This is a genomic window from Methanolobus sp. WCC4 (assembly GCF_038022665.1).
Classification (GTDB): Archaea; Halobacteriota; Methanosarcinia; order Methanosarcinales; family Methanosarcinaceae; genus Methanolobus.
Window position 1 is genome coordinate 1,787,584 of sequence record NZ_CP150629.1, and the last position, 16,070, is coordinate 1,803,653.

The window sequence follows — 16,070 nt, forward strand, 5'->3', positions numbered from 1 at the left end:
AGGACTACTAATATGGTGACAATATGAACCAGTTGGAGCTTGAGGCAAGTTATTGTATTGACTGTAAGAAATGCTGGGATGTCTGTCCTGTGAACATGGTCACCGAAGGGAACCGGTTCACCCCGCAGGGAAAGATACAGAGCCTTGGTAAGGTGATCGCAGGGGAGGAACTCACACAGGATGAGATGGATAACATCTATCTTTCCACACGATGCGGCGCATGTGATGATGTCTGCCCTGTTAACATTGCTATTACGGATATCATCCAGTATGAAAGGCAGCTTCTGGCAGAGCAGGGCAGGGAGCCTGCAAAGACCACAGCCATCTCGCAGAACATAATCGAGCGCAACAGTCCCGGGAGCATGGACCCTGCAACAAGGTTCGACTGGATCACTGATGACCTTGACCTTGCTGAAAGCTCGGAAATAGCCTACATGGCAGGCTGCTGGGTATCGCACAGCCAGCCTGATATTGCAAGAGCCACCATCCGCCTGCTCAACCATGCAGGCATCAGGCCTATGATAATGAAGGAAGAGAAATGCTGCGGACTTTTCCTGATCGATAACGGTCACATGGAACAGGCAGAAGAACATGCAAAGAAGTTCGTGGACTATATCGAGTCACTTGATGTTAAGAAGGTCATAGCCTCATGTCCGGGTTGTTATCTTGTTCTCAGTCACGACTATCCTGAACTCTACCGTGAGTTGAACTTCGAGGTTGAGCATTCCCTCAACATCTTCAGGGATATGATCGCTGACGGACGATTGAAACCGAAGAATCTCGACCTTACCGTTTCTGTCAGGGATGCATGTCCTCTGCGAGAGTCAAAGGATGTGCCACGCAGTATCCTTGAAAGCATGGGTGTGGAAGTCAATGAACTCTTCGACGGCAAACAGGTCTGTTGTGGCGGACCAGCCGGTCTTAAACCAAATTTCCCTGAGATCGCTGCTGATATTGCCATGCTTTCTGTGAACGACTATAAGGATAAGGCTGAGATGATGGTGTCCTATTGTCCATTCTGTGCACATCACATGGGTGGCGTGTGCAAGTCAAAGGACGAGGAAATGAAGATGAAGGATATTTCTGTGCTGCTGGCGGAAAGTGTGCTGGGAAACAGAGACTAAGGGATACAGGTAGCAGAAAAAAGGTACTTTGGCTCTGTAGAATTCCTTACTAGAGTGCATAAGTAAAGTTTAAACAAATATATCATTTCATTCATTTTTCGAATCGTGCCGGCTTCGCCGGGACCCTTCGGGACTGTTTTAGTTGCTGACTTCCGATTAGTCAAACTTGTTGTTATCTGTGTCTTTTTGTTTCGCTAGTCCTACAAAAATAATCACACACAAAGAACAATGCAACTACCCGCCGCAGGCGGCACATACCCAGACTTCCATCCTGAAGATTATTGAAATAGTGCAGTTATTGAAAATTGCTGGCATTAAAGTTACAATTTGCAGGACTTATATAGAGCCAAGAATTTATGAAACCATAGAATAATATGTATTGGTAGTGGTGGATATCAATCCTTATCCACCAACACTGCATCATTAATAACCACCTTTGCAGTGTACTCATCCCGCTCAATGACTTCCATTTCCCTGATCTCTATCTTTTTGTGATACATCGGTCCGTCGGTCACGAAACTCTCGAACTCGCCGCCTTCGCCTGCTACGTTCAGGCCGATTTTCTCGTTGAGCTTGACGAGCTTCTTAATATCATTCTCGGTGATGATACGTCCGACCCAGTTTTTATCAAGGCCGTAAGCGGCTATACTGCTGAAAATGAACTCGAATCCGAGGTCAAGTAACTGGTACATCTCTTTTTCCTGGTCGATGTGCCACAGGGGTGAGAAAGCCTTCAGCCCGAGTTCGTCACATACTCTTTCTATCCTCTCACGCTGGTAATTCGAATAGAGGGCACCGGTGACAACTCCTTCGATTCCGAACTCGTCCTTGGCACGGATGATGGCTCTTTTCATGTCATCAAGTTCCTTCTCCTTCTCACCCTTTGTCATTTCTTCGATCAGTGGCATTTCCATTGCCTCTGCCTGCAGACGTGCAAGGTCGATGTTAGGGGTATGGAACATATATGAATCAAGGTTCTGGCTCTTGATCGTGATAAGGCACTCAATGGAATAATTCTGCTGCTGCATCACATGCATGGCATAGTTGCTGTCCTTGCCTGAACTGAACAATACTCCAAGCTTCAGGTTTGGCTTTCCGTAGAACTGCTTCAGGTAATCTGTTTTTGTCTTACATCCTGCCTTCTTTGCAAGTTTACCGATGGCCTTGTCGAACCTGCTACCGTACTGGGCGGCCTGTTTCCTGCGCTGGCTGACATCGGATGGAATGCCTATCTCATCTGCAAGCATGCGGAGTATGAGTTTGTTCTGTTCCTCGTTTATCTTGTATTCCGGTGGGATCTTCAGGCAATAGTCCACAAAATGTTTGTCAAGATAAGGAACACGCAGCTCTATGTTGTTGTTCATAGAGACGACATCGTCACGATAGGTGTTCTTCTCGTAGATCTTCAGTACATCTGCATAACAATCCCTTGCAATGTCGGTGGAGCGCTTGTGACGGTCATAGCCCGCGAATACCTCATCGGCGCCGGAACCTGAGAACATGACCCTGATGCCATCTTCCTTTGCAGCGACACATGCTGCGTACATGGTGAGTGCAACACCGACCTTTGGTACGTTACTGTCCTCAACAAGCGGGACCACATCTTTGAGATATTCCTCAACCTCTTCCAGACCTATGGTCTTGATCCTAAGGTCAAGTCCAAGTTCCTCTGCCATCCTTTTGGCATACTCGATGTCCGGTGGCAACTGTACTCCTGAAAGACCTGCGGTGTAACATGTGAAGTCAACTCCGGGTTCTTTTCCCATCATTTTGCACATGTATGCGATTATGGTCGAGTCGAGACCGCCGGAAAAGAGTATTCCGAACTTCTCTTCAGGCATTCTTATGGAAACCGCATCTTCAAGAAGCTCATGCATTTTCGCTTCTACTTCATCGATGCTACCCTCATGCTCTGGAGTAATTGAGAAGAACTCACGGTTGTATTTCTCAATGTTACCAGAGTTATCAGTTGTATCAATGCCATTACTGTCTATTCTGTAGGCCAGTATCTCCCTGGGGTTGAGTTCTTTGATATCTGCATATCCGTTCCTTGCAAGTGCCTTCTTCTCCGAGGCGAATGCGAATCCCGTCGAACTGCTGTACCAGAGCGGTTTTATGCCGACGATATCTCTGGCGATGTATACCGCATCATCAATCCAGTAAGCGAAAGCGTAGACACCGATGACCTCTTTCAGCACCTTATCGATGACCTTCATTGTATCGTTGTCTGAGGCTGCATCAGTTCCCGCATCACCAAGTCGTTTCTCGATGAGCTGTATCAGCAGGTCGGTATCGTTCTCTGCATCGATGCCATATTTTTCTCCAAGTTCTTTCCAGTTGTAGATCTCGCAGTTTGCAACGATCGTTCCCTTATATGCTATTGGCTGGAGTACGAAGTTCACCATGGAATGCAGGCGATGTCCGAGAACATTCATTTGACCGCTACTCTCTATGTCGAGCAGGTCAACGGTCTTTGCACGGTAAAGGCCTGTTCCAGTGTGGATACCTATCCCGTCAAGTCCTCTGTTCTTTGTTATCTCAAGGGCACTGAGTGTATGTTCAACTGCATTGTCGTTATCAAAAAAACCTGTAATAGAGCACATATTTTCAACTGGTGGATGTATTTTTGGTTAGAAGGGCATTCCAGCCTGATAAAGGCTTTGAGTACATATAAAATAATAGCAATGGCTTAGGGACTGAAAACAGTCAACATTTAAATTTAAGGATAATCAGAAATGAATGAGAAAAGAGAGGACTAAAAATAAAAAAAGAGATGCTCAGGGTTTGCATTCCAGAGCAACACGCTGTTCAGGTGTAAGTGATATGTAGAACCTCAGGATATCATCCGGGTCCATGTCGACACCGAGCTTGTATCCTCGAGTTCTCCCGGCATCAAGGAAACGTTCTTCTTTTTCGTGTTTCTTGTGCATCAGGGCTTTGACCTCTTCATTGCTGAGTGGTGACATATCGACCTTTTTAAGAAGACCTATGAGCAGGAAGTTGTTCTCAATATGCTCGTAAAAGCTTTCCATTTTGTTCTCAACCTTCTTCTCAGGTTCGAACAGGTAGGCTGTCTCGCCACCGGAACCCTTGTATGCCAGTGATATTTTCTTGAGTACCAGCTTTCCGTTCTCGCAAACCAGTATCTTGCGCTCAGTCTTCATTTCATTGCCTCTGTATGTTTTTTGCAGAAACATAATACACAGATGATCATGCAAATCATGGGGTCGTACAATCTGTTACGACCCTTCGTATTGTATCTACAATTGATGATTTCTCGATCTGCTATATAATGTTATCTTCACTGTACTGTCTAATGAGCATCATTATGATGATATATTGGATCCATAATGTGAACCCGTTCAGACCACAGGGCAATACCTGAAATAGAAAGAACTTCTAAGAGCTTACAGAATAAAAAGGATCAGGATCACATGTTCAATGACCAGAAGAATGCAGTAAGGGAATCGATATTACCGTTTGTAAGATGGGTGCCGTTATCTCCAAACTCACTGACTATCATTGGTCTGCTTATCAGTGCCTGGGCTGCATATCAGTTCGCTAAAGGTGATCTCCTGGGTGGTGCTCTGTTGATCCTCTTCAGCGGGTTCTTCGATATGATCGATGGTGCCGTTGCCAGGGCAAAGGAATGCATGACCTCTTTTGGCGCAGTGCTGGATTCCGTGTGTGACCGCTATGCCGATGCTATCATTTTTGTGGGTATCATCTATGGGACCATTTCAGGCACTATAACACAGACAACACTTCTCTCGATTCCTTTATGGCTCTGGGTCGCATTCGCTATGATCGGATCCTATCTTGTGAGCTATGTACGTTCAAGGGCAGAGACCGCAGGTGCCAGCGCCATGAATGTAGGCATTGCTGAAAGGCCGGAAAGGATGATGCTTCTTATTCTGGGTGCACTTACAGGTTACCTTGGTGAGTCCATTCTGATCATAGTTGTCCTTACGCACATAACAATTGTACAGCGTGTGATCCATGCAAAGAAGGAACTTGCGTAAGATGCAGGGATCTGTACAAAAAGATCAGAGGATAATGCTTTCAATGCAAAGGTTATAATATCAGGCGTTATTATTTAGGGCTGAGTTTATCTTATAATATCTTATAATTATAGACATCATATTAATATCATCAAATGAGAGATGAGGATTCCAAATGCAATATCAGGCAGATGTAACCATTGAACTTAAGACCGGTATGCTTGACCCTGAAGGTACAACCATTAAAAGGGCACTTGAACACCTGGGATACGAGACCGATAGTGTCAGGACAGCAAAGAAGTACACCATCGACCTTCAGGCAGAGAACATCCACGACGCAAGGGAAACCGTCGAGGAGATGTGCCAGAAACTTATCGCTAATCCGATCATCCACAATTATGCTATATCCCTGAGGGAACTACAATGAGCATCGGTATTGTACAGTTTGGTGGAAGCAATTGTGACCTTGATGTGTTGCACGTCCTGAAGGACGTTCTCGGAGTTGACGCTGAACTTGTATGGTACAAGGAAGAAAGTCTGGAACGCTTCGAAGGTATCGTCATCCCTGGAGGATTCTCATACGGTGACTATCTCAGGGCAGGCGCGATCGCAGCACGTACGCCGATAATGGCATCCGTCAAGAAACTCGCAGCAGAAGGCAAACCTGTTATTGGTATCTGCAATGGTTTCCAGGTCCTCACGGAATCAGGACTCCTTGAAGGTGCACTGACAACCAACGAGTATCCTAAGTTCAGATGCGAACCAACATACCTCAGGGTCGAGACAACGGACACACCTTTCACTTCTAAGTTCAAGAAGGGTGAGGTTGTAAGCATCCCTATCGCTCACATGGAAGGTAACTTCTATGCGGACGAAGCCACACTTTCAAGCCTTGAGGACAATGGTCAGGTAGCTTTCAGATATGTCGATAAGGAAGGCAAATTGACCGACGAGGCAAACCCTAACGGCTCACAGGAGAACATCGCAGGTATCGTAAGCGCCAAGAAGAACGTACTTGGTATGATGCCACACCCCGAAAGAGCATCCGAGGAAATACTCGGTTCAAAGGATGGCCTCAAAGTCTTCGAATCAATGGTGGAGTTCATCTCCAACAAGTGATTCTTTTTCCTTTACTTTTTTTATTTTGTTTTCACTTTTTGATATTCCGGTTCCCTGACGATCAGTCCTTATCAGAACCTTCTGTCTGCATTATATTCTCTGCAGTCTTCCAGGAATGCCTCACGAAATCAGGCAGGTCACCATTCTCTTCATACCACTCAGAAAGGAACTTCTTTGTCTTCGGGTCGGAAGGATAACCACTTCCAAAGTCCACCTGATATTCTGCTTTGAGCTCTTCTATCAACTCGTCCCTGCGGACTTTCGCTACGATCGAAGCAGCGGATACTACAGGATAGGTGGCATCAGCCTGATGCTTTGAGACTATCGTCAGTTCATCTGCTTTCTCAGGAGATGTCTTCCTGTACTCTTCAAGGAGTCGTCGGCCAAACCTCTCCTCGTTCACGTCTGCAGCGTCAACATAGGCGGTCTCTGGATGAAGCTGTCCGAGTACTTTAGAGAATGCGACCACCATGATGTCATTCATGCTCATTAATGTCCTCAGTTCATCTATCTGACTGGCTGATATCTCAAATATGAACACGTTATCCGAGTACTTCTCTATCTGGCCGGCAAGCTGGGGTCTTTTCTTCTTGCTTATCTTCTTCGAGTCTGCCACGCCAAGGTTCTTCAGTGTATTTACCTTCGCATCATCGATAAGTACTCCTCCGACACACATGGGTCCTATGACCGGTCCTTTTCCAGCTTCATCAATTCCGGCTATCTTCATCTTATCCATTCCTGGTATCAACTATCAATATCAGATGCCTTCAATCCTAAAAAAGGTAATTGCCAGAGGTTTCAGATGAACAATGTGAATATCGTGTAACCAATGGCTATCATTATGGTGGAGTGCTTGAGTCCTGACATAACACTGCCTTCTCCCATTGCACCTGCCATGAGTCCTGAACTGAGTCCCTGGATGATGGCTGCATGCTTGAAGAGACGTGTGTATACCTCAAGGTCGAAGTTACCAAGGAATCCTCCGGATGATGAACCTGACTCTGCCATCCGCTGGCCTGCTTCTGCCATCTCTGTCAGGAAGGTGGTGGATATGACGAAGATAACACCAACGAACACCAGGAATGAGATATAGATGATAACGATGTAGATCATCATGCTCATGGAACGTTCCCTTCTCATACTCTGCTCTGAGGCTGCGTCCCTTGCGGCTACCATAAGCACTTCCCCGATATCACCACTGGATTCATTTGCCTTGGTGATAAGTGAAAGTGACCTTGTGACGACCTGTGTTCTCAGGCGGTTTGCGAACCTTATCAACCCGTCGTTGATCTCAAGTCCCCAGTAGATGTCATTCCATATCTTCCTGATCTCGCTGCTGAGGTTATCTGTCTTTGACTTTGCCATGAGCCTGATAGAATCCCTGAGGGTCATACCGGTCTCATTGGTACTGGCAAGCTTCTTGAGGAAATCCGGGAAATTGCTTTCAAGCTTTCTCTTCTTCCTTGCTTTTATCTCATGGAATATCGAAAGCGGGATGATGACTATGAACAATGCGAATACTATGAGGTCATCAACGAAATCCACAAGGAGTGGAAGAGTTTGAAGCCTGTTGATGTTCATGAGCAATGGTAGCATGATCACAAGTATCGCAATAGGTATTGTGATGGCCAGTGATGCTAGCGGGTTCCTGAACATCGGTGAAAGGGGGTTCTGTATTATCCTTTTGAGTGAGAGTGTCTTCTTGGACCCGATGAAACCTTCAAAGTATCCTCTGTTACGGACCTTGTCCTCGGTCTCATCGATAAGCTCTCCGTTCTCATCGTAGACCTGTTCGAGGTACTTTGGGACATCAGGTATGCCATGGTCCAGTGTCTCATTCGTAGGAAGTAGCTTCGGTTCTCCCATCTCCGTCGGTGTTATTATGCTGATCATAACAACGAACATGATGGAGCCTATTGGAAGTACTGCGTAGATGATGGCATAGACCATTGTGCCTGTCCCTGAGCCCATTACAGCCATCATGACTCCCATGATGATAATGAACAGTGGGCCTGCCACAAATGCGGTCACATAGGATTCTGCAAGAAGACCCAGTGTTTCAAGGAAACCTTTCTGGTCCACTTCTGCCTTGATAAGGTATTGCTCTGACTTGTCACGGAAATAATTCGGGATATTCCCTCCACTGTCGATAACAGTGAGAAGGTTGTACATAAGGTCCTGGAACCTGTCGGATGGTGTTATCTCAGAGGCATTGGTAAGTGCGGTCCTGAGGTCGTGTCCGAAATAGTCCATGTCCCTAACAATGGAATCGACTTCCTTTGACACTTCACCGTATGTGTCCTCTGAATCTGCAATGGCCCTGAACACATCGATGATGTTCATTCCACCCTTGCTCAGAGCATACATGAAAGTGACAGCATAAGGAAGCTGCATGTCTATCTTTCCTTTCCTCTCGCTTGCCTGCAATCCCGGCAGGAGCATGAAAAGTGCATAGACCACTCCGCCCATTCCTATCATGAACACTATGGTTATGAATGCTCCAAGGAATATCTCCTTGAATGCAAGGAGTGGCGCCATCCTTGGACCAAATGTCAGATTAGTTATCTGGTCCGGTAATCCAACCAGTACGATCACAGTATATGTAAGGAAAAGACCGATGATCGCACCTATAATACCTGCTGCAATGGAATAGAATATCGTATCTGATATGTACATCTCGTGTGAGATGGGGATACGGGCCTGGTTCAGTTGCTTCTGGAGATTCTCATAGGTTTCCTTTCTGGCCTGGATCTTATCACCTATAAGGGTGAAAGGGATCCTTTTCAGGATACTTATGTATATAAGTATGGTCTTAGTGTAATTGTCGATATCGAAACTCTTTTTTCGTCTCTTCGATCTTTTCTTCTTGCCTTTGTCGACATCTTCCGTAACAGTTTCCTGAATGTCCGGAGTCTCATCTGAAACGACATTTTCAAGATCGTTCCCGATCAGTTCTTCAGGAGTTTCTTCGGTCTCGGTCATGTTCTCACCGGCTCTCATTCCAGTCCAAGTTTCCTCAGGACCTTTTCAGGTGTCGACTGGTAAGCGTTGATAATGTCGGATATCTCCTGGAAATCGTTGATACCATTGTTGACCATGTGTTCCAGGATCTTCTGGCGGTAGTACAGTTCCTGATCCACTTTACCCTGGTTCCAGCCACGTCTCATCTTGATGTCGAAGACCGCCTTTGACTCGCCGGTACGGATGAACATGTCGGACTCAGAATCCCACACGAAGATATCATTTGTCCTGATGTTCCTTGTGTTCGGATCGATATCGATGATCTCTACCAGTTTTATGTTCCTTCTGACACGTTTTCCTTTGGAATATGTCTGGGACTGGATGCTCATGATATCAAGTGCCTGGATCATGGTACGAGGGACACTGATCGGCGGGTTCTCCAGTCTGTGGATAGCAGATGCTACTGAATCCGCGTGCATAGTGGAGAATGTCGTGTGACCTGTGGACATCGCCTGGAAGAGCGTAAGTGCTTCCTTACCTCTCACTTCACCTACAAGCAGGAATTCAGGTCTCTGCCTGAGTGCTGCCTTTAGCAGGTCGTACATATCAACTGCACCTCTCTCATCTGCGGTGAAAGAATCCCTTGTAACACTCGGGATCCAGTTCGGATGAGGCAGTTTGAGTTCCCTTGTATCCTCAAGGGTGATGATCTTGGCCTTTTCAGGAATGAAAAGTGAGACCGCGTTAAGTGATGATGTTTTACCGGATGCTGTACCTCCGGCATAGATAAGACTCTTGTTGTTCTCGATACAGAGCCACAGGTATGCCATGGATTCTGACGAGAATGTACCCCACTTGATGAGGTCTACAGGTGTTATCGGTGTATCGCTGAACTTACGGATGGTGAATGTACTGCCGTGTGCGGTAACGCTTGTACCCAGGGTCATCTGTATCCTTGAACCGTCCGGCATGGTCGCATCTACCATTGGTTCTGCTACCGAGATGTGTTTTCCACTTCTCTGTGCCATCTGGATGATGAACGAGTTCAGTTCATCCTCATGATAGACAACATTGGTGGCAATGTTGTGGTGCGCCCTGTGGTAAAGGAATATAGGTACGTCATGACCGTTACCGGATACATCTTCAATGGAATCGTCCATCATAAGTGCGTCTATCTTTCCGAACCTGACAAAATCCCTCTTGATATAGTATGATATCTTTTCGAGCATATCAGGTGTTATCTCGATAGCGTAATCCTGGATTATCGATCTTATCTTCGAGTCAAGGACAGCTTCCCTGTCATCTTCTTCCTCGTCGATATCCTCTACAAGGAGTACATCCCTGAGCCTGTCCTTTATCTCATTCAGGAAAGTTGTCTCGAAATCGGTGAGTTCCGGCTCTACTATGTAGTATAGATGATTGTTCTTGTCCTCGTTGTACAGGATGACAATGAATGCATAGGGTTCGTTCACCCAGTAACGTTCGACCTCTTCGTATCCTTCAACACCCTTGAATTCCGTGATAGGTCCGTGTACTTCAGGGTCATAGGGTTCGATCACCATCTCCTTTTGCTTGAAGAGTTGTTTGATCTTATCAAGAACACCCGGTTCCCCTTTTTCCTCTTTATCCGCTACTGCTTTCTCAGCTTCAACTTCATCTCCGGCATCTGATAGCAGTTCTGGTTCTTCGGACGTGTCTTCGCCCACTTCGCTCTCTTCTTCAGGTTGAAGAGTGATCTCTTTCTCCTCTTCCTTTTCATCAATGGAGATGTCCTCATCCATGTCCTCAGAAGTTTCTTCCTCTTCTTCATCCTTTATGTCAATGAGTGGCTTTTTTGGAGGACCGAAGTTTGGTGATCTTGGAAGCAGTATGCCTATCTCAAGGTCTTCCTCTTCTTCCAGGATGTTGTTTTCAGAAGCATCGTCTTCTTCAGTGGAGGTGTTCTCATCCTCTTCCTCAGAGTCATCTTCAGAAGTATCTATAGCGGTTTTATCCAGGATATGTGCAAAATCCTTTTCGAATTTCTCTTCATCTTCTTTTATTCTGGATATCTCTTCCAGGATACTTGTGGTCTCATCATCCGATGTTTCATTCTCAACTAATTCATCTTCCTGCATGCCATCATCCTTTTCCCCGTCGCCTTCTACCTTCTCTGAAGCATTTAATTGAGCATCGTCCATTGTTTCACCGTCTGATGCATAGTGCTGACACTCTGATCCTTTGTGATATGATCAAAGGCCAATATAAATATCATAAGGATATTATAATTATAATGGTTATTAAAGTTATTGTCCGGGCGTGTGGTTCTGATCTCTATGATCAGTTCCATTTTTCCTTTTGCCTTTGATCATTTTCTTGTTATTGATATTCTGGCTCATTATGTATGTACATAAGTATATACTACATGTACATAAAATTTATTATTAATGTATTTTTATATTCATTGGTTTAACATCAATGTACAAAATTACTTTATTTTATGGCATCCAATGTACATACAGTCTGTCCCTGTCCGGGGTTTAGAACCGATATTCTGAAGCTTTTCGGGCTTCTATGGAAAGAGATTGTATTTGGTGGCCATCTCTTCGCCACTGGTTCCGTTGCTGTGGTGATAATGTGTGCTACATTGTTCGGGATACCTTTCGGCTGGGATATACTGGCTATTTCATATCTGATGTTCTATGCAATATACCTCTATGACTATTCCAGTGGTGCTCCCTCGGATGAACTGACCAACAGTACACGTGCAAGTTATCTTCAATGTAAGAACAGGAGTATGTGCATGGTCATTGGAGCCTCTGTTCTTTTAGTCATCTCTCTTTTTGCCTTTTCTAATGTCCTGACCACTTTAACAGGTATGCTCATTCTGGCACTGGGTCTTCTTTATGGCGGTTATTTCAAGAAGCTCACAAAGAAGATACCTGCCTTTAAGAATATCTTCGTATCGATCGTCTGGGCCTTCATGGTCCTTTTTGTTTTTGTATATTATTCATTACCTGTTACTTACGGGGCTTTGATGCTTGCAATTTTCATTTTCATAAGGATGATGAATATCCAGATACTCTTTGATGTCAGGGATGTTGAAGGTGACAGGGCAGAGGGACTTCTGACGGTCCCTGCTATGTTCGGTGAAAAGAGATGTTCTCTCATACTGAGGCTGGTAAATCTTTTGTCCATATTCTATATTGCAGCATGTGTGGTCATCGGGATGGTCCCTTTTATGGCCACAGCTGTCATTCCTGTCTTCTATTATGGTGTGGGTTACATCAATAAAGTGATCAGGTCAAAGAAGAACTATATGTCCTATGTATATGCAGCATGTGAACCTGTGATGTGGATGATGCTTATTGTGGCAGGAAGATTCCTTACTACATTCAATGTGATGTGAATGGTCATACTTCCCTGACCATACTTTCTTACTTTCGTTCCAGTGGAACCGGCATCTGAACAAAAACATTAAATGGAAAGCTGGATATGTTCTGCAAGACCATATAAAGAGAACAGGGAAGGAAAGAGGAAACACCGATGCCGATCATTACCCTACCATACGATGACCTTGAACAATTAACCGGAACAGACAAAGATACCATTATAGAGCGCATACCCATGATAGGGGCAGATATAGAGCGCATTGAAGAGGAGTCCATAGATATCGAGTTCTTCCCTGACCGTCCTGACCTTTATAGTGTGGAAGGTGTTGCACGTGCACTGCGTGGTTTCCTTGATATCGAACCCGGTTTCTGCGAATATGAGGTCAAACCCTATACAATAGAGATAACAAAGGATGAGGCAATAGAGTCCGTACGTCCTGTGCTTGGATGTGCTGTCGTACGTGGTGTCAGGTTCAGTTCCAGTTCCATCAAGACGCTCATGGACCTTCAGGAATCCCTTCACTGGGGTCTCGGACGTGACCGTAAGAAGGTGTCCATAGGTGTTCATGACCTTTCAAAGGTGCAGGCTCCTTTCCGCTATATTGCAGCAGATCCTGATTTTAGTTTCGTTCCCCTGGATTTCACAGAACCTATGACAATGACGGAGATCCTTGAGAAACATCCGAAGGGAACACGCTTCGCAAGTATCCTTGATGGATTCGACAAGTATCCTCTTATTCTTGATGCCAATGACAATGTGCTTTCTTTCCCGCCTATAATCAACGGTACTCTCACAATGGTCACCGAGGAAACAACTGACCTTCTGGTGGATGTCACCGGACTCAGCAATGAGGTCTACACAGCCCTTAACATCGTCACAACGGCACTTGCAGAGCGCGGCGGTGAGATCGAGTATGTGAAGGTCATTACCGCAGATGGTGAGGAGGAGATCCCTCTTGACCTTAGTGCAAAGACAAGGGTTCTGGAAAGGTCAGAGATCGACGGACTTATCGGTATGGAACTTCCTGCTGATGAGATTGTCAGGCAGCTCAACAGGATGGGCTTTGGAGCAAAGGAACTTGAGGATGGACGTATAGAGGTACAGGTCCCACGCTACAGAGCAGATATCCTTGATAACCCGGATATCATCGAGGATATAGCAGTGGGTTATGGTTTTGATAAGATCCCTGCGGTATTCCCTATGAATGCCACTGTGGGCAAGTCCCACATGCTGTCCGACATCAGTGCGGATATGCGTGAGATCATGACAGGTCTTGGATATTTACAGGTCATGCCTTTCACACTTACAAGCGAAAGGGTCCATTTCGAATGGATGTGCAGGGAGAAGACGGATGATGTGACCTATGTCCTGCATCCGATAAGTGAGGACCAGACAATGGTCAGGACCACCATACTGCCAAATCTAATGGAGATCCTTTCCATGAACCAGCACAGGGAACTTCCGCAGCGTATCTTCGAGGCAGGGGATGTTGTCATCAATGGCAAGAACGGTCTTCACCTTGCAGGTGTTTCCATCAACGCACAGGCTAATTTCACCGAGGTAAGGGAACTCGTCGAGGCTCTCATGCGTGAAAGAATGGTGGAATATGAAGTTGTTGAGTCTGATGACCCGGCTTTCATGGAAGGAAGAAGGGCCGATATCATCGTTGACGGGAAGAAGATAGGTGTCATGGGAGAACTGTTCCCTCAGGTTATCGTTAATTTCGGACTTGGACAACCTGTTGTTGGATTTGAGATCGATCTCCTTTGATCGGTCATAACTACTTTTTTTGAAATATATTTTCCAATCTTTTTTCCTTCTTTCAAGGTCTAATATCAAAATAAGAACGGGCCCGCCGCGATTCGAACACGAGTCGATGGGTATCTCCGGACCATATGGTCACATCGAAGCCCATCAGGATATCCTGGCTACCCTACAGGCCCGCAAAACAACTACTGATTGCCACATCCTGTATTAAAGGTTTCTATCATTCATGGTAAAATACTTATCACAGCATTCCTGACAGCATTTTAAGTGCCATGATCCAGAGTATGATGCCGAACATCTTCTGCAGTGTCTCCGGGTGGATCTTGCTGTGCATCAGGTGGGATCCCATCTGTGCACCAAAGAACGAGGCCGTTGCCAGGATAGCCAGCATATGCAGGTCCTGGTTCCATGAGCTTGCATGTGCGATGAACGCTGAAAGGGATGTGAACAGCACTATGAACCCGGAACTTGCTGCTGCTCTCTTTATAGTGAATCCCAGTACAAGCAGAAGTGGTACAACAAATGTACCTCCGCCTACTCCAAGCATACCTGCCACCATTCCTATCAGGAAACCTGCGATAACTATCAAGAGGTATCTTTTATTCTCTCCTATGTGCTTATCCTTGTACAACAACTGTGCCCTGGAGAATATCATCTCCTCTCCCACAAAGAGCATCAACAGGGAGAATACAAGAAGAAGGGCCTCGATCGGTACTATCTTGGTGAGATGTGCTCCCGCCTGAGCACCTGTCATGGATGCGACTATAAAAGGAATAGCTACCTTGAAGTCCACCATTTTCTTCCTTATATATGTGATCGCTGCCGAACCGGATGTGACTATGTTCAAAAGTAGTGCTATTGTGACCGATGAGATGAAATCACCGGTAAGCCAGTAAAGGAACGGTACATAGAATATGGCTCCTCCCAGTCCGATCATCGAAAAGAATGAAGATGAACAGAACACGATGAGAGCAAGAATGATCGTTTGCATTGGTAATTATCCGTAAAGGTGGTCCTTCCTTAGTGTCACTTCACCTTTACATACTTTTCCTTAAAACGGGCTATCTCTTCCTTTCCACCCACAACAGCAACGATATCCCCCTTCTGGATAACTATTGATGGCAGTATGTCAGTAATGATATTTCCATCTCTCTCAATACCTATGATAGTACACCCGAATCTGTTTCTCAGGTCGATGTCCACGATGGTCTTGTTCGCAAGGTCCCTGTCACCGGTGACCCTGTGCTTCTCGATATCTATGCCTTCATACAGCATGATATCCTCGTCCATCTTATTGCATGAGTTGATAAGGCAGGAAGATGTCATCTTTGCAAGCATCTGGCCGGCAACGATAGGCAGTGCGGCAACATAGTCGGCACCTGCCTTGTATATCTTGTCGATCGACCTGTAGGAATTTGCCCTGGCTATAATAGTGGACTTAGGATTAAGTCCTCTTGTAATGAGTGTGGCGAACATGACATCTGTATCGTCATTAAGGCATACGATGACCGTGGAGGCAGTCGGGACCCCGGCCTCCATGAGTATCTCTTCATCTGTTGCATTCCCAACAACAAAGTCATGATCAGCACCTTCAAAGCTCAGTTCATTGGAATCAACCACTGAGAATCTGATATTGGTGTATTTGAGTGTCTCCACAACCCTTCTGCCCACATCTCCGCATCCGAGTACCACTACATCTCCAATTTTTGTCTCATTTTCCATTGAA

At 45.6% G+C, this 16,070-nt stretch carries 13 protein-coding genes and 1 tRNA gene; 6 read left to right on the forward strand and 8 right to left on the reverse strand.

All coding sequences use genetic code 11. The features are described 5' to 3' along the window. Nucleotides 1-23: 23 nt before the first annotated feature. Nucleotides 24-1,124: a (Fe-S)-binding protein gene (locus V7O63_RS08595; protein ID WP_340818034.1), complete on the forward strand. Its 1,101-nt coding sequence runs from the start codon at nucleotides 24-26 to the stop codon at nucleotides 1,122-1,124. Nucleotides 1,125-1,519: 395 nt separating this feature from the next. Here V7O63_RS08595 and V7O63_RS08600 read toward each other — a convergent pair whose 3' ends face one another. Beyond that, nucleotides 1,520-3,727, reverse strand: a complete 2,208-nt coding sequence (locus V7O63_RS08600) for a diphthine--ammonia ligase (RefSeq protein ID WP_340818035.1) — start codon at nucleotides 3,725-3,727, stop codon at nucleotides 1,520-1,522. 174 nt (nucleotides 3,728-3,901) lie between these two features. Next, nucleotides 3,902-4,288 carry a hypothetical protein gene (locus V7O63_RS08605; protein WP_340818037.1) on the reverse strand — a complete coding sequence of 129 codons (387 nt, stop codon included), beginning with the start codon at nucleotides 4,286-4,288 and terminating at the stop codon, nucleotides 3,902-3,904. 270 nt (nucleotides 4,289-4,558) lie between these two features. On the opposite strand from V7O63_RS08605, the gene V7O63_RS08610 reads away from it, so the two are divergent. The 3 genes from V7O63_RS08610 to purQ all read left to right on the forward strand — a co-directional run bounded on the left by V7O63_RS08610 (nucleotide 4,559) and on the right by purQ (nucleotide 6,244). Then, nucleotides 4,559-5,146 carry a CDP-alcohol phosphatidyltransferase family protein gene (locus V7O63_RS08610; protein ID WP_340818038.1) on the forward strand — a complete coding sequence of 196 codons (588 nt, stop codon included), beginning with the start codon at nucleotides 4,559-4,561 and terminating at the stop codon, nucleotides 5,144-5,146. A 154-nt stretch (nucleotides 5,147-5,300) separates the two neighbouring features. Beyond that, the gene (gene purS, locus V7O63_RS08615; RefSeq protein WP_340818039.1) at nucleotides 5,301-5,552 is read left to right on the forward strand and encodes a phosphoribosylformylglycinamidine synthase subunit PurS; all 252 of its coding nucleotides are present in this window, start codon (nucleotides 5,301-5,303) and stop codon (nucleotides 5,550-5,552) included. After that, complete coding sequence (purQ, locus tag V7O63_RS08620) at nucleotides 5,549-6,244, forward strand: phosphoribosylformylglycinamidine synthase subunit PurQ (protein ID WP_340818040.1); 696 nt, start codon at nucleotides 5,549-5,551, stop codon at nucleotides 6,242-6,244. Before purS ends, purQ begins: the two co-directional genes overlap by 4 nt. A gap of 61 nt (nucleotides 6,245-6,305) precedes the next feature. Here purQ and rnhB read toward each other — a convergent pair whose 3' ends face one another. The 3 genes from rnhB to V7O63_RS08635 form a co-directional block, all read right to left on the reverse strand. Continuing rightward, the gene (rnhB, locus tag V7O63_RS08625; protein WP_340820830.1) at nucleotides 6,306-6,971 is read right to left on the reverse strand and encodes a ribonuclease HII; all 666 of its coding nucleotides are present in this window, start codon (nucleotides 6,969-6,971) and stop codon (nucleotides 6,306-6,308) included. Nucleotides 6,972-7,042: 71 nt separating this feature from the next. Then, nucleotides 7,043-9,226 (reverse strand): type II secretion system F family protein, encoded by a 2,184-nt coding sequence (locus V7O63_RS08630; protein WP_340818041.1) that lies wholly within the window; start codon nucleotides 9,224-9,226, stop codon nucleotides 7,043-7,045. A 14-nt stretch (nucleotides 9,227-9,240) separates the two neighbouring features. Beyond that, on the reverse strand, nucleotides 9,241-11,385 hold the full coding sequence (locus V7O63_RS08635; protein ID WP_340818042.1) for a type II/IV secretion system ATPase subunit: 2,145 nt from the start codon (nucleotides 11,383-11,385) through the stop codon (nucleotides 9,241-9,243). Nucleotides 11,386-11,684: 299 nt separating this feature from the next. Here V7O63_RS08635 and V7O63_RS08640 point away from each other — a divergent pair, with 299 nt between their 5' ends. Together V7O63_RS08640 and pheT are read left to right on the forward strand one after the other, a co-directional pair. Beyond that, nucleotides 11,685-12,593 carry a UbiA family prenyltransferase gene (locus V7O63_RS08640; protein WP_340818043.1) on the forward strand — a complete coding sequence of 303 codons (909 nt, stop codon included), beginning with the start codon at nucleotides 11,685-11,687 and terminating at the stop codon, nucleotides 12,591-12,593. 137 nt (nucleotides 12,594-12,730) lie between these two features. Then, nucleotides 12,731-14,347, forward strand: coding sequence for a phenylalanine--tRNA ligase subunit beta (gene pheT, locus V7O63_RS08645; RefSeq protein WP_340818044.1), 1,617 nt, complete (start codon nucleotides 12,731-12,733; stop codon nucleotides 14,345-14,347). A gap of 77 nt (nucleotides 14,348-14,424) precedes the next feature. Here the strand turns inward: pheT and V7O63_RS08650 are convergent. The 3 genes from V7O63_RS08650 to V7O63_RS08660 form a co-directional block, all read right to left on the reverse strand. Further along, a tRNA-Arg gene (locus V7O63_RS08650) sits at nucleotides 14,425-14,520 on the reverse strand. 65 nt (nucleotides 14,521-14,585) lie between these two features. After that, nucleotides 14,586-15,335 (reverse strand): sulfite exporter TauE/SafE family protein, encoded by a 750-nt coding sequence (locus V7O63_RS08655; protein WP_340818045.1) that lies wholly within the window; start codon nucleotides 15,333-15,335, stop codon nucleotides 14,586-14,588. Nucleotides 15,336-15,370: 35 nt separating this feature from the next. Next, a complete protein-coding gene (locus tag V7O63_RS08660; protein ID WP_340818046.1) occupies nucleotides 15,371-16,066 on the reverse strand; it encodes a TrkA family potassium uptake protein in 696 nt (231 codons plus the stop codon). Nucleotides 16,067-16,070 lie beyond the last annotated feature (4 nt).